Source organism: Micromonospora sp. RB23 (genome assembly GCF_053585025.1).
Genome location: NZ_CM132111.1, coordinates 468,486 through 487,312, shown reverse-complemented (window position 1 = coordinate 487,312; position 18,827 = coordinate 468,486). Strand labels below are relative to the sequence as shown.

Genomic DNA, 18,827 nt, shown 5'->3' with positions numbered 1-18,827 from the left:
GTGGGGGACGGTGCGGTGGGACGGGGTGCGGGTGGGTCGGTGCCGCGCTGCACCGGATCCGCCGGCTCCGACGGCCCCCGCCCTGGCCGGGCGGGGGCCGTCGGTCTAGCTGGAGTAGACCTCGAACTCGCTGAGCTGACCGGCGGGCCAGCCCGTGTTTCCGGTGACGGTCAGGCGCAGGTAGCGCTGGCTGGTCGCCGTGAAGGTAACGGTGACCGTGTTGCCGCTGGACGGGTTGAAGGTGTAGCCGGCGGATGACTTGAGGGTGTTGAACGACGAGCCGTCGGTGGAGCCGAGCACCGCCAGCGTCTGCGTACGCGTCTGCCAGGCCGACGACGGCGGCAGCTTCAACACGACCCGGGACACCGTTCGGGTCGCGCCCAGGTCGACGGTCAGTGACTGCGGGAAGGCGTTGTTGGCGCTCTCCCAGTAGGTGTTGGCGTTGCCGTCCACCGCGTTGGGCGCGGCGTACACGTCGGAGTGGCTGGTCTCGGTGATCGACCGTCCGGCCGCCAGGTTGCCGCTGGGGGCAGGCGTGGTCGGGGGCGGGGTGGTCGTCGGAGGCGTGGTGGTGGGCGGTGCCGTGGTCTGCGTGCCGCCGTACACCTCGACCTCGCTGAGCTGGGCGGCCGGCCAGCCGGTGTTGCCGGTGACGGTGACCCGGATGTAGCGACGGCTACCGGAGGGCAGCCCGATCGAGACGGTGTTGCCCGAGCCGGGGGCGAAGACCTGACCGGCGGACGACGCCAGCGTGCCGTACGACGAGCCGTCGGTGGAGCCGAGCACCGACAGCGTCTGGGTGCGCTGCTCCCAGCCGGCGGGCAGCTTGAGCACCACCCGGTCGACCGAGCGGACCGCGCCCAGGTCGATGGTGACCGACTGCGGGAAGGCGTTGTTGGCGCTCTCCCAGTAGGTGGCCGCGTTGCCGTCCACCACGTTGCCCGCCGTGTAGTTCTGGTTGGTGCTGGTCGCGGTCGCCGAGCGGTTCAGCGCCAGGTTCCCACCGGTGGGCGGCGGAGTCGTCGGCGGTGCGGTCGTCGGAGGCGCGGTGGTCGGAGGCGCGGTGGTCGGGCCGGTGGTCGGCGGCGTGCTGGGCCCACCACCCCACTGCGGCTCGGGCCACGGACCGCAGTACGGCGTCGAGGTGTACCAGCCCGAGTTGCCGGAGCCCTGGGTGATCTGGAAGCCGCCACCCACGCAGTTGTGCATCGGGTTGCTCTGCGCGATGTTGGTGGCCCGCACGTTGGTGAACGACACCTGGCTGGGCGCCTGCACCTGGAGCGCGTACGTGCCGGCGCCGTCGATGCGGACGTTGTTGAGGTTGATGCCGCTGGTCTGGCCCTCGATCCAGTGCAGCGCCGCGTACGAGCTGTCCAGGATGTCGGTGTCGGTGATGTTGATGGTGGCCTGCTGGAACGCCTCGTTGAGGGCGGAGAACCAGATCGCCCCGACGCCGAAGTTCCAGTTGTAGTCCGAGTTGCCGTTGCGGATCAACGTGTTCCGGGCGAGCGTCCAGGTGCCCCGGACGGCGGTGTCGCCCTGCACGCCGGGGTAGCGGTTGGCGACGTGGATGCCGCCGCCGTTGGTCAGCGAGTCGGCCGTCACGTTGTCGGTGATCTTGATGTCCCGACCGCCGTAGCTGACCAGGTGGTTCGCCAGCAGCGTCACGCCGATGGTGTTGTGCGTGAACGAGTTGTTGACGTTCGGCACGCTCTGCGCCCACATGGCGAGGGCGTCGTCACCGGTGTTGCGGACGAACGTGTTGGTCACCGTCGAGTTCGTGACGCCGGTGTGGAAGTTCACCCCGTCCGCGGTCTGGTCGAGAATCCGGCTGTTGCGGATCGTGAAGTTGTCCATCGGCCCGTCCATCCACGCGCCGACCTTGGTGTTCTCCAACCAGAGGTTGTCGACCACCGAGTTGGTCATCGCCCCGCCCAGCGCGTTGACCTGGTCGTCGTCCACCCGCTCGCGGATGTCGCCGATGATGGCGAAGTCCCGCAGGGTGACGTTGCGGCTCGGCCCGTTCGCCTCGTGCGACCGGATCTCACCGGTGTAGCCGCCGCCGGGGACGTACTTGCCGTAGATGCCGGCGGCGCGCTTGCGGTCGGTGGGGTGCCGGCCGCCCAGCACCGAGTACCAGGGCCCCGCGCCGCGCAGGGTCACCCCGTCGACCACCACGTGGTCCCAGAGGGTGAACGTGCCGGTCGGGATCCAGACCGCCCGGCCCTGGGCCTTGCCGGCGTCGACCGCCGCCTGGAACTTGGCGGTCGAGTCGGTCGCGCCGGTCGGGTCGGCGCCGAAGTCGGTGACCACGTCGATGACACCGGAGGGCTTGGCGATCGGCGCGACCACCTCGAAGTCGGCCAGGTCGATCGTGAAGGTGGGTGACTGGGCGGTCGAGGAGACCTGCAACCGGATCTTCGTGCCGGCCGGCTGGGTGCTGCCGAACAACGCCCGGGTCTCGTCGTAGAAGTGGTGCGGGTTTGTGTCGCCCGGGTTGTTGTTGAACGGGTACCCGCCGTAGTACCAGCCGTACTTCGACGTCACCGGTACCGACTTCAGCAGGTTGCCGTTGGCCCGCAGGTCGATGGTGGCGTCCCGGCCCGTGCCGGCCGGGTTGTCCGGCAGGCTGTACCGGAAGGTGACCGCGTTGGCCGGAGCGGTGAGCGTGAACTCGACGTACTCACCGACCGCGTCGAGGGTGACCGCCTCCCGGCCGGACGCCTCCGACGGAAGCGTGCCGTAGCGCCGGTCCGGGCCGATCTTCGTGCCGTTGTGCGCGGCCTTCTCCGCCTCCTGCTCGAGAAAGGGGACGGTGGCGCCCCGGCCGGAGATGTCGAAGGGGGACAACCCGGCCGCCGAGGCCGGGGTCGCACTGCCGGTGACCGCGAGGGCGGTCAGGGTGGTGGCCGCGAGCAGGGTGGCGGCGATGGCGGCCAACCCTGCCCGGGCCGGGTGTCGAAGATGGTGCGGAGTGCCGGTGGTGTGGTTGGCCATGAGCTGCGCTCTCCCTTTCGTCAGGCAGGCCAGGTCCCCCGTGTCGGTGCGGTGTGGCGGTCCCTCGTCCTCCTCTCGTGGCGCGCGGGTGGTGTGGTGCCGGCGGTCGGGACGGGACCGCCGGCACCACGTCGGGTCGGATCAGGTCAGGGCGGCGACGTCCGCGCGCGGTCCGTCCACCTTCTCGGGGGTACGCAGCCAGACGGCGGTGTCCGACGGCAGCAGTCCGTCGTCGAGTGGGCCACTGGCCAGCAGCACCTCCCCGTCGGCGGGCATCGGCACCGCCGCGTCGGTGAGGTTGACCAGGCAGCGGAAGCCTCCGCCGCGGCTGAAGGCCAGCACGCCGTCCGGGGCGGGCAGCCAGGTCAGCTCGCCGTCGCCGAGCGCCGCCTCGCCCCGCCGGACGCGGATGGCCTCCCGGTACAGCTCCAGCATCGAGGCCGCGTCGCCGGTCTGGGCCAGCGCCGTCCGGTCCTTCCAGTCGGCCGGTTGAGGCAGCCAGGGTGCCGCCGAGCCCTCCGGGCTGAACCCGAACGGCGGCTCGTCACCGGCCCAGGGCAACGGGACCCGGCAACCGTCCCGACCGGGGTCGACGCGGCCGGAACGTTCCCACATCGGGTCCTGCCGCAGCGCGTACGGGATGTCCTCGACCTCCCAGAGCCCCAGCTCCTCGCCCTGGTAGACGTAGACGGCGCCGGGCAGCGACAGCGACAGCAGCGCGGCGGCCCGCGCCCGACGGGTGCCCAGCTCCAGGTCGGTGGGGATTCCCTCGCGCTTGGCGGCGAAGCTGAACGTGGTGTCCGCCCGGCCGTAGCGGGTGACATGCCGGGTCACATCGTGGTTGGAGAGCACCCAGGTGGCCGGCGCGCCGACCGGCGCGTGGGCGCTGAGCGTGCCGTCGATGCTCTCCCGCAGCGCCGACGCGTCCCAGGCGCAGCCGAGGAAGTCGAAGTTGAACGCGGCGTGCAGCTCGTCGGGGCGCAGGTAGTTGGCGAACCGCTGCCGGTCCGGCAGCCACACCTCGCCAATCAGCGCGCGGTCGTCGTACGAATCGGCGACCCGCCGCCAGCCCCGGTAGATGTCGTGCACGCCGTCCAGGTCGTGGAACGGGTGCGGCCGGTCCGGCTCGACCTCCGGCAGCGTCCCGTCCTTCACCAGCAGGCCCGCGGAGTCGATCCGGATGCCGTCGACGCCCCGGTCGAACCAGAACCGCAGGATGTCCTCGAACTCGGCCCGTACCCGGGGGTGGTCCCAGTTGAAGTCCGGCTGCTGCGGGGCGAAGAGATGCAGGTACCAGTCACCGGGCGTGCCGTCCGGGTTGGTGGTGCGGGTCCAGGTCTCGCCACCGAACTCGCCGACCCAGTCGGTGGGTCGCTCGTCACCGTTCGGGCCCCGGCCGGGACGGAACCAGAACAGGTCCCGCTCGGGCGCACCCGGACCGCCGGCCAGCGCGGCCCGGAACCACGGGTGCGCGTCGGAGCAGTGGTTGGGCACCACGTCGACGATCGTCCGGATGCCCAGGTCGTGCGCCTCCGCGATGAGCGCCTCGACCTCGGCGAGCGTGCCGAAGACCGGATCGATGTCGCGGTAGTCGGACACGTCGTACCCGGCGTCGGCCATCGGCGACGGATACCAGGGACTGAACCAGATCGCGTCGATGCCAAGCGCGGACAGGTGGTTCAGGCGGGAGCGGATACCTGCGATGTCACCGATGCCGTCGCCGTTGCCGTCGGCGAAGCTGCGTGGGTACACCTGGTAGATAACGGCTCCTCGCCACCACGGACTGCTGTCTGCTGTGGACACGAGCACCTGCTTTCTGCGTCAGTACGTCGCCGGGTACGCCGGTGGCGATTGTGTGTCGGACGAACGGCCGTTGTTCGCTCCGCTGTCTTCGGTGGTGGCTATCCCTTGATGCTGCCGGCGGTCAGGCCAGACATGATGTTCCGCTGGAAGATCAAAAAGACGATAACGGTCGGGATGGCGGCGATGACCGATGCGGCGATCACGACGTTCATCGGCGTTCCACCCGCGAAGGAGTAGATGCCGACACTGACCGTCCGGGTCTCCGGCGAGGGCATGACCAGCTTCGGCCAGAGGAAGTCCTTCCAGACCGCCGTCATGGCCAGGATCGCGACGACGCCGAGGATCGGGCGGGACATCGGCAGGATGATCGACCAGAGCGTCCGCAACGGTGTCGCCCCGTCCACCAGAGCCGCTGCCATCAACTCCTCGGGAATCGAGTCGAAGAACCGCTTCAGCAGAAAGATGTTGAACGCGTTCGCCACCAGCGGCAGCCAGATGGCGAACGGTGAGTCGAGCAGATTGATGTGCAGGATCGGCAGGTCGATCACCGTGACGTACTGGGGGACGATGAGCACCATCGCCGGGATCATCAGCGTGGCGAGCATCAGCCCGAGGATCACGTTGCCGAAGACCGGTCGCAGTTTCGACAACGAGTACGCGGCGGCGGCGTCGAACACGAGCTGGAACAGCACCGCGCCGATCGCGTAGTAGAACGTGTTGAACAGCAGCTTGGCGAGTTCCAGGTTGTTCCAGGCGTCGATGTAGTTCTGCGGCTGCGGGTCCTTCGGAAACAGCGTGGGTGGGGTCTGGGCGATCTCCTGGCCGGACTTGAGCGCGCCGGTGACCATCCAGTAGAGCGGCCCGAGGAAGACGAGCGTGAACGCCGTCACGACGACGACCAGCAGCGTCCAGTAGATGATCCGCCCGCGTCCCCGGCTGACCTGGGCGTGGGAGACGAGGGTCCGGGTTCCGGAATCCTGTGCCATTGCGCGCCGTCCTAGTCCTGTGTCGCAGTCAGCCGCACGTACACGGCGGAGAAGCCGGCCAGCACCACGAGCATGAGCACGCCCAGCGCGGCAGCGCCGTTGAGGTCGTTCTGGAAGAACCCGTGCTGGTAGATGAGGTACGCCACGGTGGTCGCGGAATCCTCCGCGCCCGCGCCGTTGGCGAGGATCAGTGGCTCGATGAAGAGCTGCATCGTGGCGACGATCTGGATCATCGCCAGGAGCGCGAGGATGAGCCGGGTCTGCGGGATCGTCACGTGACGGATCCGCTTGAAGATCCCGGCGCCGTCGAGTTCGGCGGCCTCGTACAGCTCGCCGGGGATGTTCTGCAACGACGCCAGGTAGATCAGGACCGCGCCACCCATGTTCATCCAGGTGGAGGCGATCACCATGGCCGGCATCGTCATCTCCGGCGACTGCATCCACTGCGACGTGGGCAGGTGCAGCGCCTTGAGGATCGCGTTGAACAGCCCCGCCTCGCTGGGGTCGTACGCGTAGAACTTGAAGAGGTACAGGGCCGAGGCCGGCGGGAGCATCACCGGCAGGTAGACCAGGATCCGCAGGTACCCCTTGGCGTGCCGGAACTCGTTGAGCAGGATCGCCACGAAGAACGGCACCGCGTACCCGAGCACGAGCGCGAGCAGCGTGAAGTAGAAGGTGTTCTTCCACGCGGGCCAGAAGCTGGGGTCGGCGAGGAGCCGGGAGTAGTTGTCCCAGCCCACCCAGGTCGTCTCGCCGCGCCTGGTGCGCTGGAAGCTCATGACGACGCCACGGACCATCGGGTACCAGGAGAAGACCACGAAGCAGAGCACGGCGCCGATCAGGAAGGCGTGCCCGGTGAGGTTGTCCCGTACCTTGCGGCCGAGGCTCGTACGCGTCGGCCCTGCCGCGTACGACGGCATCGGGCTGCCCGGTTTGCCGGGGGCCTGGGGTGCGGCGGTGATCGCCACGGCGCTCTCCTGCGAAGGTCGGTGAGGCGGACGGTGTGGCACGGGGTGTGGGGGCCGGTGGGCCGACCCCCACACCCGCGGATCAGCTCTGCGCGGCGAGGAGCTGGTTGACCTTGCCCTCGGCCGTCTTGAGCAGCGCGTCGATGTTCGCGTTCGGGTTCGTCAGCACTCCGGACATCACGGCGTCGAGCACCGCGTAGATCGCCTGAGCGTTGCGCGGCTCACCCTTGATCGGCACCGGGGTCGCCTCGAAGAGGGCGAAGTTGGTGGTGTCGACGTTCGCATTGGCCTTGCGCAGTTCGAGTTCCTGCTTCTGCACCTCGCTGCCGTTGGCGAACAGCAGCGGCTGGGGCAGACCCACCGGGTAGTTCTGCGGCTTGGCGCGCACGTAGTCGAACTGCCCCTTGCCCGGGGTCAGCTTCTGGTACGCGATCCACTTCAGACCGGCCTTGACCTGCTCGGGAGAGAGGCCCTTCTTGAAGAAGTAGCCCTCGCCACCACCGAGCGTGCCCTTCGCCGGACCGTCCTGGCCGGGCAGCGGGCTCATCGCCCAGTCCTGGAACTTGCCCTGGAACTGGCTGACGATCGCCTGGGTGGCATCAGGTGCGCCGATGAACATGCCGACCTTGTTGGCGCCGGCGTTCGTCAGCAGATCGCCCCACTGGAGAAGCTGGCGGGAGCCCATGCTGTTGTCGCCGTACCGCATGTCCTTGAGGTTCTGCAGGACCTGCTTGCCCATCGCGTTGTTGAAGTCGGCCTTTTTGCCGTCGGCCGTGAGCACCTGGCCGCCCTGCGAGTAGAGCAGTGAGGTGAAGTGCCAGCCGCCGGTGTTGCCGGCGCTGTACTCCGAGTAGCCGGCGATGCCGTTGCCGAGCGCGGAGATCTTCTTGGCGGCGGCCCGGACCTCGCCCCACGTCTTCGGCGGGTTGTTGACGTCCAGCCCGGCCTGCTGGAACAGGACCTTGTTGTAGACCAGGCCCATCGAGTAGTTCTTCACCGGTACGGCGTAGAGCTTGCCGCCGTCGCTGAAGACCTCCTTGAGCGCCGGGTCGACGCTGTCCCAGGTGGAGATCGTGTCCTTGTTGACGTATTCGGAGATGTCCATCGCCTGACCGGAGTCGAGCACCTGCTGGAGATCGGTCATGTAGCCGTAGAACACGTCCGTCACGGTGCCGCCGGCCAGGCGGGCGGTGAAGTCCGGCGGGTTGTTGCACTGCTCGCCGACGCTCACGCTCTTGACGATGATGTCGGGGTTCTGCTTCTGGAACTCGACGACGTCGTCGTTCCAGTTCTTCAACAGCTCTTTCTGGGCACCGACCGGCTGGCAGTCGACGGTGATGGTGACCTTGCCGCCGGCGGTCGCGTCCTTGTCGTCACTCTTCGTGGAGCAAGCGGTGAGGCTGAACCCCAGGCCGGCCACGAGCGCCAGGGTCGCAGCCCTTCGGTATTGCGGTACGGACATCTGTCCATCCCTTCGGGAACGGGTGTCTCCGTGAGGTGCGCTGATGCGGTGATACGACCTGACGCCCTGTAGCTGCGCCGGAGCCAGGTGTGAGTGGAGTCACTGTAACGAGCACGACTCATTTCAGCAAGGTGTCGACGATGTTTTGAAAGGACTCGACATTGCGGCGACAGAGGGCGACAGGATGCGGGATTGCGCCCGTTATCGGGCTACTTGCGCACCAAAAAGGCCGCCGACCGCGAGAGCGGTCGACGGCCTTCGGGAAGGTAGGTCAGTAGGGCGGAGCGGGGTCAGCGACCGGGCGCGGGCGCGGTGGAGCCACGCACCACCAATTCCGGCTCGAACAGCAACTCGTCCTGGAGGACGCCGACACCCTCGATCTGGGTCACCAACAGGTCCACCGCGGCCTGCCCCATCGTCTCGATCGGCTGCCGGACGGTGGTCAACGGCGGATCGGTGCAGGTCATGAACGCGGAGTCGTCGAAGCCCACCACCGAGATGTCCGTCGGCACCGCGCGGCCCAGGCGCCGGGCAGCCCGGATCGTGCCCAGAGCCAGGACATCGCTGGCGCAGATGATGCCGGTCACGCCGCGCTCGACAAGTTTCGTCGCGGCCACCCGCGCGCCCTCCATCGAGAAGCTGGACCGCTCCACGCACTCCTGTTCGGCGGCTCCCCAGTCCGCGGCCTGGACCATCGCGTCCAGCTTGCGGCGGGACGGCACGTGCCCCTCCGGACCGAGCACCATGCCGATGCGCTCGTGGCCGAGTGAGCGCAGATGCCCGTACGCCTGCTCCACCGCCACCGCGTCGTCGGTCGAGACCCGGGGGAAGCCCAACTCGTCCACACCGGCGTTGACCAGCACCACCGGAAGGCCCCGGTCGGTCAGCCGCCGGTAGTGGTCGTGCCGGGCGTCGGCGAGCGCGTACGAGCCGCCGGCGAAGATCACGCCGGACACCTGGTGGTCGAGGAGCATCTCGACGTAGTCCATTTCAGACACGCCGCCGATGGTGCGGGCGCAGAGCGCCGGCGTGTAGCCGCGCTGGGCGAGCGTCCCGGTGACCACCTCGGCGAGCGCCGGGAAGATCGGGTTCTGCAACTCGGGCAGCACGAGCCCGACCAGCCGGGCACGCTCACCGCGCAGCTTGGTCGGCCGCTCGTAGCCGAGCACGTCGAGCGCGGTCAGCACCGCGGTCCGCGTCGCCTCGGAGACACCGTCCCGACCGTTGAGCACCCGGCTGACGGTGGCCTCGCTGACGCCCGCCTTCTTGGCAACTTCAGTCAACCGCTTGGTCACGGCCGCAATCGTACGTCAAGGAAATGAAAGAAATGAACCGCGAGACGGTCGGATTTTGCTGTGCAACTGTCGCAGCTTGCCACGATTCATCCGGGCCGACTTCGGCCGTCGTCGTCAGGACAGGTCGCGCAACGCGTCCTCGATCGCGCGGTGGAAGGTCGGGTACGCGTAGATCATGTGCCGCAGTTGGCTCAGTGGCACGGCCGCGTGCACCGCCACCACGAGCGCCGACAGCACCTCGCCACCGGCCGGACCGACCGACGTCGCGCCGATCAGCACGCCCTGGTCGGCGTCCGCGACGAGCTTGATGAAGCCCTCGTCACCGACGCGGTGGATCCAACCCCTCGTCGAACTGCTCAGCTTGGTGAACCCGACCTGCACGTTGATGCCGCGGTCGCGGGCCTGCTGCTCGGTCAGCCCGACGGCGCCGACCTCGGGATCGGTGAAGGTCACCCGGGGCAGCGCCCGATAGTCGGCGCGCGGGACGGTGCCGGCCGATCCGCTCGACCCGCTGGCGGCCAGCGAACTGGAGGAGCCCATCGCGCCGCCGACGACGCTGGCGGTCCCACTCGCGTCCGGGCCGGCCGTCGCCTGCCGATAGTGGGCGAGCACGTCGGACACCACGATGGCCGCCTGGTACATGGCGATGTGGGTGAACGCCCCCTCGCCGGTCAGATCACCCACCCCCCAGATGCCGTCGGTGACGTGCATCCGGTCGTCCACCGGCAGGTAACGCTGCTTGGCGTCGACGCCGACGGTGTCCAGCCCCAACTCCTCCAGGTGCGCCCGACGCCCGGTGACGACGAGCAGTCGCTCCGCGGTGAACTCCGCCCCGCCACCGCCGTGCAGCGTGAAACGGTCACCGTCGTGTCCGACCCGTTCGGCGCGTACCCCGGTGTGGATCTCGACGCCGTCGGCGCGCAGCGCGGCGGCGGCCACGTCGGAGGCCTCCGGCTCCTCCACGGCCAGCACCCGGTCCAACGCCTCCACCACGGTGACGCGGACGCCGAAGCGGGCGAAGACCTGGGCCAGTTCCAGCCCGATCGCGCCGCCTCCAAGCACCAGCAGCGACTCCGGCAGCTCCTCGACCTCGATGGCCTGGTGGTTGGTCCAGTACGGCGTACCGGCCAGGCCGTCGATCGGCGGCACCGAGGGCCGGGTACCGGTGCCCAGGACGATGCCGTGCCGGGCCTGGAAGACCTGGTCGCCGACGCGGACCCGCCCCGGACCGTCGAGCCGGCCACTGCCCCGGACGAACCGGCCACCCTTGCCGGTGAACCGGTCGACCGCGACCTTGTCGTCCCAGGTGTCGGTGGCCTCCTCGCGGATCCGCTTCGCCACCGGCGCCCAGTCCGGCTGGACCTGCGCCGTACCCGCGAGCCCGTCGACCCGACGCGCCTCGGCCAGCGCGTTCGCCGCCCTGATCATCATCTTGCTCGGGATGCAGCCCCAGTAGGGGCACTCGCCGCCGACCAGGTCCCGTTCGATGCCGACGACGCTCAGGCCGGCATCGGCGAGTCGCTCGGCCACCTCCTCGCCGCCAACCCCGAGCCCCACCACGACAACATCAACCAGCTCCGGCTCTGCCACCCCGACAGCATCCCCCAGCAGCCGCGCCCCGGCCATCGGGGTCCGGAAAAGTCGGCCGGTTCACCGCGCCGGAGCGCCTACGGTGATCGGATGCACCCACGCTTCGGCCCCGTCCGGGACTGCTTCCACGACCTGCTGGCCTCCGGCCGGGAGACCGGTGCGAGCCTCACCATCTGGTACGACGGCCGGCCCGTGGTCGACCTGGTCGGCGGTTTCCGCACCGGCGACGGACCGTCCAGCCAACCGTGGCGGCCGGACACCCTGGTCAACGTCTACTCGGTCGGCAAGCCGGTGGCCGCGCTGTGCCTCCTGCTCCTCGTGGACCGGGGGCGCGTCGACCTCGACTCGCCCGTCGCGGAGTACTGGCCGGAGTTCCGTGCGCCGGCCACCGTACGACACGCCCTGTCGCACACGTCCGGGCTGCCGGCGTTCCCGGTGCCCCGGCCGGCCACGGCGATCGCGGACTGGGATCTGCTCGCCGGCGACCTGGCCGCCGCCGAGCCCGAATGGCCGCCGGGGTCGCTGGCCGGCGAGCACGCCTGGACGTACGGCCATCTGGTCGGCGAGCTGGTCCGCCGGGTGGACGGCCGGAGCGTGGGTCGATTCCTGGCCGACGAGATAGCCGGCCCGTGGCAGCTCGACCTCGGGTTCGGGCTGGCCGAGGCGGACCAACGGCGCTGCGCGGACCTGCGCTACGGCGACCCGGAGTGGCCGATCCGCAAGCTGGGAGACCCGGAGACGCTGCGGGCGAGAGCGCTGGGCAACCCGGCCGGCGGGCTGGACGTCGCCGTCGTGAACAGCCCGCTGTGGCGGGCCGCCGAGATGCCGGCGGTCAACCTGCACGCCACCTCCGTCGGCCTGGGCCGGCTCTACGCGGGTCTGCTGGCCGGCTGCCTCCTGGACGGCGTACGACTGTTCAGCCCCGCCCTCCTCGACGAGGCGACCCGGGTCCAGTACGACGGCCCGGACGTGGTGCTGGACCGCCGGGCCCGGTGGACGCTGGGCATGCAGTGGGAGCCGGACGGCAGTTGGGGCATGGGCGGAATCGGCGGCAGCAGCGCGTGGGCCGACCCGGAACGCGGCTACACGCTCGCGTACGTCACCGCACACCTCGCCGAGCACGACCGGGTCGACGAGCTGGCCGAGGTGCTGCACTCCTGCCTCTGATCAGCGCAGCCACACCGGGTCGGTGCCGGGCACGGTGAGCGGCGGCGGATAGTCCAGCGTGCGGCGAATCTCGTCCGGCAGCTTCCACGGCTGGTGGATGGCCTTGCCCGACACCTGCGCCAACTCCGGCACCCAGCGGCGCACGTAGTCGCCGGCCGGGTCGTACCGCTCGGCCTGCCGGACCGGGTTGAACCCCCGGTACGGCTTGGTGTCGTTGCCGGTGCCGGCGACCCACTGCCAGTTGCCCGAGTTGTTGGCCACGTCGCCGTCGAGGAGCCAACGGAAGAAGACCTGCACGCCGGCCCGCCAGTCCTGCCCCAGGTGCTTGGTCAGGTAGCCGGCGGTGATCAGCCGGGCCCGGTTGTGCTGCCAACCCTGTGCCCGCATCTGCCGCATCCCGGCGTCCACGATCGGCATGCCCGTCCGGCCCTCGGCCCAGACCGCGAGGGCGTCGTCGTCGTAGCGCCACTCTTCGGTGGCGCCCTTGCGGTAGGCGGCCGTCGAGATGTCCGGGAACGCGGCGGTGACCTGGTAGTAGAAGTCGCGCCAGCAGATCTGCCGCACGAACGGACCGGACCGGTCACCGGCACGGTTCGCCACCGACAGCGGCGACACGCAACCGAAACGCAGGTACGGGCTGAGGCGGGAGGTGTCGTCGCCGGCCATGTCGTCGTGCTGGTCGTCGTACCGGCCCAGCTCGGGCAGCCAGTCGGTGAGCCGCTGCCGGGCGACGCGTTCGCCGCCGACCGCCGCCTCCGGCGACTCCCCCGCCGGCGGCGCCGGCAACCGGCCCACGCTCACCCCGTCGGGCAGCACGACCCGGCGGGGCGCGGCCAGTTCCTCGCGCCACCGCGCGGCCGTCCACGCCCGGTGGTACGGGCTGAACACCCGGTAGTGGTCGCCTCCTCCGCCGGGCCGCAGGGCGCCCGGCTCGACGACCGTCAGACCCGGGAAGAGCCGCAGGTGCAGCCGGTGCCGCTCGCACTCGGCGCGCAGTCGAAGCTCCCGGCGGCGGGCGTAGTGGCTGACGTCGGCGGAGAGCGCGACGGCGGTGGCGCCGACCTTGCCGGCCAGCCGGACCGTCTCGGCCACCGGGTCGCCGCGCCGCACCACGAGGTCGCCGCCGCGCTCGCGCAGCGCGTCACGCAGGTCGGCGAGCGCCTGGTGCAGGAACCGGGTGCGGTTGGCCGACAGCCCGGTCAGGGTCGGGTCGAGCACGTACAACGGCACCACCCGGTCGAACGCCGCGCAGGTGGTGGCCAGCGCCGGGTGGTCGTGCACCCGCAGGTCGCGGGTGAAGAGCACGACCGCGGTGCCCCCGGTCACCGGGCCGCCGGCTGGACCGTCGGGCCCGGGATGGCGACCGGGGTACCCGTCGACGTCAGCAGAGCGCGCGCGGCCACCGCCATCCGTCGCCGCTGCGGCACCAGGGCGCGACGGGCGAAGACGTCGTAGTCCTGCGCGGCCACCTCGTCGAGGATGCCGCCGTAGAGCGCGTACGCCGTGCGCATGCACGCCTGCGAGGCGGGAGCGAGCATGGTGATGCCCGGCGCTGCGGCGGCGTAGTGCGCCTGGGCCCGGGTCACCTCGTACTCGATCAACTCGCGCGTGCGGGGCGTGCCCTGCCCCCGGTCGCGGGCCTCGATCAGCTCCTCGCGGGTGACGCCGAACTTCGCCAGGTCCTCGTCGGGGAGGTAGGTGCGGCCCCGGTCGAGGTCCTCGGCGACGTCCCGGATGAAGTTGGTGAGCTGGAACGCGAAGCCGAGCTGCCGGGCCGGCTCGCGGGCCGCCGCCGGGTCGGAGCTGCCCAGGATCGGCAGCATCATGGTGCCGATGACCGCCGCCGAACCCTCCATGTAGTCGAGCAAATGGTCGTACGTCGGGTACGAGGTGACCGTCAGGTCCATCGCCATGCTCTTGAGAAACGACGCGAAGTCGTCCCGGTCGAGATCGAAGATGGCGATCGTGTGCAGCACGGCCGGCAGCAGCGGGTCGTCAACCGACGCGCCGTGCAGTCCGGCCACGAACCTGCTGGCCCAGTCGTCGAGCAGGGCCGCACGCTCGGCCGGCGGCAGGTCCTCGGTGCTGTCGACGATCTCGTCGGCGTACCGGGTGAATCCGTAGAGCGCGTGCACATGTCGCCGTTTCCACGCCGGAAGCAGCCGGGTGGCGAGATAGTAGGTGCGGCCATGGCGTTTGTGCAGCTCACGGCACCGGTCATAGGCAGCGGTGAGATCCGTTTCCACCGGCCCTCCTCAAATATCGACGCACCAATCGACGCAACTCGTACCCTAGGGTACGCTCGCCCACATGGCCAACGACGCAGTTGCGGGCAACGCGATACGTGTGGCACCAGCGGAGCCAGGCGAGCGGGACGACCCGGTCCGCGCTGTCCTGGCCGCTTACACCCAGGACCTGATCACAGCGGTCGACGAGACCCTGTCCACCTTCCTCACCGCCGAGGTCGACGCCCTCACCGAGATCGACGCAGCCATGGGCGGATTCGCGTCCACCGCACGCGCGGCCGTGCTGTCCGGGGGGAAGCGGATCCGGTCCACGTTCGGCTACTGGGGCTGGCGCGGGGCCGTCGGCGGCGACGAACCGCTGCCCGCGGTCCTACCCGCGCTGGCCGCCCTCGAACTGCTGCACACCTTCGCGCTGGTCCACGACGACGTGATGGACGCCTCCACCACCCGTCGCGGCCGGCCGACCGCACACGTCGCGCTCGCCGCCCAGCACGTCGCCGCCGGCCACCGGGGCGACCCCGACCGGTTCGGCGAAGCCGCCGCCGTGCTCATCGGTGACCTCTGCATGGTCTGGGCCGACAAGCTGCTCGCGCGCGCCACCATCACGCCGGCCCGGCTGTTCGAGGTCCGCCGTTGCTACGACCAGATGCGGGTCGAGACGGTCGCCGGGCAGTACCTGGACGTGCTCGGCGAGAACGACCCGGACAGCTGGTCGGTCGACCGGGCGCTGCGCGTGGCGCGCTACAAGACCGCCAGCTACACCGTGCAGCGACCGCTGCTCTTCGGCGCCAGCCTGGCCGGGGTGACGGCCGACGCCGCGCTGGTCACCGCGTACACCCGCTACGGCCTGGCCGTCGGGGAGGCGTTCCAGCTCCGGGACGACCTGCTCGGCGTCTTCGGCGATCCGGCGTCGACCGGCAAGCCGGCCGGTGACGACCTGCGCGTCGGCAAGCCCACCACGCTGCTCATGCTGGCCCGCCAACTGGCGACGCCGGGCCAGCTCCGGGCGCTGGAGCAGACCGACGGCGAACCCGTGGAACGGCTCGCCGAGGTGGTCGCCGAGACCGGCGCGGTGGCCCGGGTGGAGCGGATGATCGCCGAGCGGGTGGGCGACGCCCTGGCCGCGCTCGACAGCGCACCCGTGGACCGGACGGCGCGTACCGCGCTGACCGGGCTGGCCACCGCTGCCACCAGTCGGCGGGCCTGATGACCGAGTATCTCGAGGAGGTGGTCACGTGCGGACGGTGACAGGACGGACGGACCGGGTGGTGGTCGTGGGCGCCGGGCTGGGCGGGCTCGCCTGCGCGCTGCACCTCGCCGGCAGCGGCCGGCAGGTGACGGTGCTGGAGCGCGAGTCGTTCCCGGGCGGGCGGGCCGGGCGGCTCGCGGTCGACGGCTACGAGTTCGACACCGGCCCGACCGTGCTCACCATGCCCGACCTCATCGCCGAGGCGCTCGGGGCCGTCGGCGAGGAACTGCGCGACTGGCTCGACCTGACTCCGCTGGACCCGGCGTACCGGGCGTACTACCCGGACGGGTCGACCCTCGACGTACGCACCGACACCACCCGGATGGCGGCCGAGATCTCCCGGGTCTGCGGTCCCCGTGAGGCCGACGGCTACCTGCGCTTCGTCGACTACGCGCGCGAGCTGTGGCGGCTGGAGCGGGCCGACTTCATCGAGCGCAACCTGGACATGCCGACCGACCTGCTCACCGGCAACCTGCTCAAGCTGCTCACCGGCGGGGCCTTCCGCCGCCTCCAGACCAAGATCAACCAGTTCTTCCGGGACCCGCGTACCCAGCGGATCTTCTCCTTCCAGGCGATGTACGCCGGGCTCGCCCCGCACGACGCGCTGGCCATCTACGCGGTCATCGCGTACCTCGACTCGGTTGCCGGGGTCTACTTCCCCCGCGGCGGCATCCACGCGGTCTCCCGGGCGATGGCCGGCGCGGCCGAGAAGCACGGCGTGCAGATCCGGTACGACACCACGGTGACCCGGGTGGAGACCGCGAACGGCCGGGCCACCGGCGTGCTGACCGCCGACGGCGAGCTGGTGCCGGCGGACGTGGTGGTGCTCAACCCGGACCTACCGGTCGCCTACCGTGACCTGCTCCCCGCCGCGCCCGCCCGACGCCTCACCTACTCGCCGTCCTGCGTCGTCCTGCACGTCGGCTCGCGGCAGGGCTATGCGAAGATCGCCCACCACAACATCCACTTCGGACGCGCGTGGAAGGGCACCTTCGATGAGGTCATCCGCAGGGGCGAGCTGATGACCGATCCGTCGCTGCTGGTCACCAACCCCAGCCGTACCGACCCGTCGGTGGCCCCGCCCGATCGGCACACCTACTACGTGCTCGCGCCCGTGCCGAACCTCGACCGGGCGCCCTTCGAGTGGCGCGGCGACCTGACCCAGCGCTACGGCGACCAGCTCATCTCGACGCTCGAGGAGCGTGGCTACGTCGGGTTCGGCGCCGGGGTGGAGGTGTTGCAGGCGATCACCCCCGCCGAGTGGGCCGAGCAGGGCATGGCCGCCGGCACGCCGTTCGCCGCCGCGCACACCCTCTTCCAGACCGGACCGTTCCGCCCGTCGAACCTGCACCGCCACCTGTCGAATGTCGTCTTCGTCGGCTCCGGCACCCAACCCGGCGTGGGTGTGCCGATGGTGTTGATCTCTGGCAAGCTGGCCGCCGGCCGGATCACGGGAGAGGGACGATGAGCAGCCGCGAGGACCATCTCGTCGAGCTGGTCGACGACGCCGGGCGAGCCCACGGCGACACGACCGTCGCCGCCGCCCACCAACCGCCGGGGCAACTGCACCGGGCGTTCTCGGTGATGCTCGTCGACCCCGACGGCCAGGTGCTGCTGCAACGACGCGCCGCGGTCAAGACCCGGTTCCCGCTGCGGTGGGCGAACTCCTGCTGCGGCCACCCGAAGCCGGGCGAGTCGCTCACCGAGGCGGCCAACCGACGACTGCGCGAGGAGCTGGGCACCGGTCCGGTCGAGCTGACCGAGGTGGGCGTCTACGTCTACTACGCCGAGGACCCCAGCACCGGCCGGGTCGAGTTCGAGTACGACCACGTGCTGCGCGGCGACTTCCTGCCCGCCGCGCCACTGCGGCCCGACCCGGACGAGGTGGCCGAGCTGCGCTGGGCCGACCCGGCCGCCCTGGAGACCGACCTCGACCAGGACCCCCGGTCGTACGCGCCCTGGCTGGGCGGGGTGGTGAACCGGCTGCTGCGCCCCTCGGGGTCCCCGTCGGACGCCCCCGGCGCCACCATGACCCCGCCCGGATCGCCGGCGGACGACGCGGCGGAGCGGTCGGGTGGCCGATGAGGCGTTGAGCGCGGGCGCCGTCGCGCGCCGGCTGGGGGTCGCGGTCACCACGCTGCGCACCTGGCACCAGCGGTACGGGCTCGGGCCCAGCGAGCACGTGCCCGGCCACCACCGCCGGTACACACCGGCCGACCTGGCCCGCCTCGAAACCATGCGGCGGTTGACCGCCGAGGGCGTCAGCCCCGCCGAGGCGGCTCGATGGGCGCGCCAGGCGCCGGACCGCACGCCCCTGGACGCGGCCGCCCGGGGCCGGATCCGACCGGCGAACCGCGACGGGGGCGGCGCCATCGGGGTGGGCCGTGCCGGCCCGGCGGCCCGGGGCCTGGCCCGCGCCGCCATGCGCCTGGACGCAGCGGCGATCAACGAGACGATCGCGCACACGATCGCCGCCAGCGGGATCGTCGCCACCTGGGAGACCCTGCTGCGGCCCGTGCTCGCCGGCATCGGTGAACGGCACGTCGCCACCTCCGGTCTCATCGAGGTGGAACACCTGGTCTCCCGGTGCGTGTCGGAGGCGTTCGCCGCGGCCAGCCGGGCCAACGCGCCCGCCGGCCCCGCCCGGATCCTGCTCTCCTGCGCCGACGAGGAGCAGCACACCCTCCCCCTGGAAGCACTTGCCGCCGCGCTCGCCGAGGCCGGGGTGGGCTACCGGATGCTGGGCGCCCGCGTGCCGGTGGCCGCCCTCGTCGAGGCGGTCAACCGGACCGGACCGGCCGCCGTGGTGCTCTGGTCACACACCCGGGCCACCGCCGACCCGGCTCAGCTCAGCGCGCTGCTCGCCGCCCCCCGTCGCCCGCTGCTCATCCTCGCCGCCGGCCCGGGCTGGCGGGCCGACGGGCTACCCGCCGGAGTGGTCCGGCCGGTCGACCTGGCCGAGGCGGTCTCACTGGCGGTGGCGGTCCGCGACTCGCTGGACCAGTCGCGAGAGGCCTGACCGACCTGTCGGCTCCCCGATCGCTTCCACTACCGTCGAGAGGTC

The 18,827-nt window shown here is 70.9% G+C and carries 13 protein-coding genes and 2 pseudogenes; 5 read left to right on the top strand and 10 right to left on the bottom strand.

Going from position 1 to position 18,827, the window contains the following annotated elements; all coding sequences use genetic code 11:
• Window positions 1-105 precede the first annotated feature (105 nt).
• The 8 genes and pseudogenes from ACTFTM_RS02205 to ACTFTM_RS02170 all read right to left on the bottom strand — a co-directional run.
• Window positions 106-2,997, bottom strand: a complete 2,892-nt coding sequence (locus ACTFTM_RS02205) for a discoidin domain-containing protein (RefSeq protein WP_449564207.1) — start codon at window positions 2,995-2,997, stop codon at window positions 106-108.
• Window positions 2,998-3,138: 141 nt separating this feature from the next.
• Entirely contained in the window at window positions 3,139-4,800 is a 1,662-nt protein-coding gene (locus ACTFTM_RS02200; protein WP_449564206.1) for a glycoside hydrolase family 13 protein, read from the bottom strand.
• A 98-nt stretch (window positions 4,801-4,898) separates the two neighbouring features.
• Window positions 4,899-5,786 carry a carbohydrate ABC transporter permease gene (locus ACTFTM_RS02195; RefSeq protein ID WP_449564205.1) on the bottom strand — a complete coding sequence of 296 codons (888 nt, stop codon included), beginning with the start codon at window positions 5,784-5,786 and terminating at the stop codon, window positions 4,899-4,901.
• Window positions 5,787-5,797: 11 nt separating this feature from the next.
• On the bottom strand, window positions 5,798-6,754 hold the full coding sequence (locus ACTFTM_RS02190) for a carbohydrate ABC transporter permease (protein ID WP_449564204.1): 957 nt from the start codon (window positions 6,752-6,754) through the stop codon (window positions 5,798-5,800).
• A gap of 82 nt (window positions 6,755-6,836) precedes the next feature.
• Complete coding sequence (locus ACTFTM_RS02185; protein ID WP_449564203.1) at window positions 6,837-8,216, bottom strand: ABC transporter substrate-binding protein; 1,380 nt, start codon at window positions 8,214-8,216, stop codon at window positions 6,837-6,839.
• A 290-nt stretch (window positions 8,217-8,506) separates the two neighbouring features.
• Window positions 8,507-9,511 carry a LacI family DNA-binding transcriptional regulator gene (locus tag ACTFTM_RS02180; protein ID WP_449564202.1) on the bottom strand — a complete coding sequence of 335 codons (1,005 nt, stop codon included), beginning with the start codon at window positions 9,509-9,511 and terminating at the stop codon, window positions 8,507-8,509.
• A 114-nt stretch (window positions 9,512-9,625) separates the two neighbouring features.
• Window positions 9,626-10,003 (bottom strand): annotated as a pseudogene (locus tag ACTFTM_RS02175) (NAD(P)/FAD-dependent oxidoreductase); the annotation flags it as partial.
• Between the two features lie 113 nt (window positions 10,004-10,116).
• Window positions 10,117-11,137 (bottom strand): annotated as a pseudogene (locus tag ACTFTM_RS02170) (dihydrolipoyl dehydrogenase family protein); the annotation flags it as partial.
• A gap of 54 nt (window positions 11,138-11,191) precedes the next feature.
• Between ACTFTM_RS02170 and ACTFTM_RS02165 the strand changes: the two are divergent.
• Window positions 11,192-12,268 (top strand): serine hydrolase domain-containing protein, encoded by a 1,077-nt coding sequence (locus tag ACTFTM_RS02165; protein WP_449564201.1) that lies wholly within the window; start codon window positions 11,192-11,194, stop codon window positions 12,266-12,268.
• Here ACTFTM_RS02165 and ACTFTM_RS02160 read toward each other — a convergent pair whose 3' ends face one another.
• Both ACTFTM_RS02160 and ACTFTM_RS02155 read right to left on the bottom strand, forming a co-directional pair.
• Window positions 12,269-13,594: a cryptochrome/photolyase family protein gene (locus ACTFTM_RS02160; protein ID WP_449564200.1), complete on the bottom strand. Its 1,326-nt coding sequence runs from the start codon at window positions 13,592-13,594 to the stop codon at window positions 12,269-12,271.
• Window positions 13,591-14,514 (bottom strand): phytoene/squalene synthase family protein, encoded by a 924-nt coding sequence (locus tag ACTFTM_RS02155; RefSeq protein WP_449564199.1) that lies wholly within the window; start codon window positions 14,512-14,514, stop codon window positions 13,591-13,593. The genes ACTFTM_RS02160 and ACTFTM_RS02155 overlap by 4 nt, the downstream gene beginning before the upstream one ends.
• Before the next feature lie 64 nt (window positions 14,515-14,578).
• Between ACTFTM_RS02155 and ACTFTM_RS02150 the strand changes: the two genes are divergently transcribed.
• From ACTFTM_RS02150 to ACTFTM_RS02135, 4 genes are read left to right on the top strand one after another with little or no spacing between them, the layout of a single operon-like run.
• Window positions 14,579-15,721: a polyprenyl synthetase family protein gene (locus ACTFTM_RS02150; RefSeq protein WP_449564198.1), complete on the top strand. Its 1,143-nt coding sequence runs from the start codon at window positions 14,579-14,581 to the stop codon at window positions 15,719-15,721.
• 28 nt (window positions 15,722-15,749) lie between these two features.
• Entirely contained in the window at window positions 15,750-17,231 is a 1,482-nt protein-coding gene (gene crtI / locus ACTFTM_RS02145; protein WP_449564197.1) for a phytoene desaturase family protein, read from the top strand.
• Window positions 17,228-17,848, top strand: a complete 621-nt coding sequence (idi, locus tag ACTFTM_RS02140) for an isopentenyl-diphosphate Delta-isomerase (RefSeq protein WP_449564196.1) — start codon at window positions 17,228-17,230, stop codon at window positions 17,846-17,848. Before crtI ends, idi begins: the two co-directional genes overlap by 4 nt.
• Entirely contained in the window at window positions 17,838-18,782 is a 945-nt protein-coding gene (locus ACTFTM_RS02135) for a MerR family transcriptional regulator (RefSeq protein ID WP_449564195.1), read from the top strand. Before idi ends, ACTFTM_RS02135 begins: the two co-directional genes overlap by 11 nt.
• Window positions 18,783-18,827 lie beyond the last annotated feature (45 nt).

What these genes read in the sequence shown, in the direction of transcription:
- ACTFTM_RS02205 (WP_449564207.1), bottom strand. Translation starts at nt 2,997, where the DNA reads ATGGCCAACCACACCACCGGCACTCCGCACCATCTTCGACACCCGGCC.
- ACTFTM_RS02195 (WP_449564205.1), bottom strand. Translation starts at nt 5,786, where the DNA reads ATGGCACAGGATTCCGGAACCCGGACCCTCGTCTCCCACGCCCAGGTC.
- ACTFTM_RS02185 (WP_449564203.1), bottom strand. Translation starts at nt 8,216, where the DNA reads ATGTCCGTACCGCAATACCGAAGGGCTGCGACCCTGGCGCTCGTGGCC.
- ACTFTM_RS02165 (WP_449564201.1), top strand. Translation starts at nt 11,192, where the DNA reads ATGCACCCACGCTTCGGCCCCGTCCGGGACTGCTTCCACGACCTGCTG.
- ACTFTM_RS02150 (WP_449564198.1), top strand. Translation starts at nt 14,579, where the DNA reads ATGGCCAACGACGCAGTTGCGGGCAACGCGATACGTGTGGCACCAGCG.
- idi (WP_449564196.1), top strand. Translation starts at nt 17,228, where the DNA reads ATGAGCAGCCGCGAGGACCATCTCGTCGAGCTGGTCGACGACGCCGGG.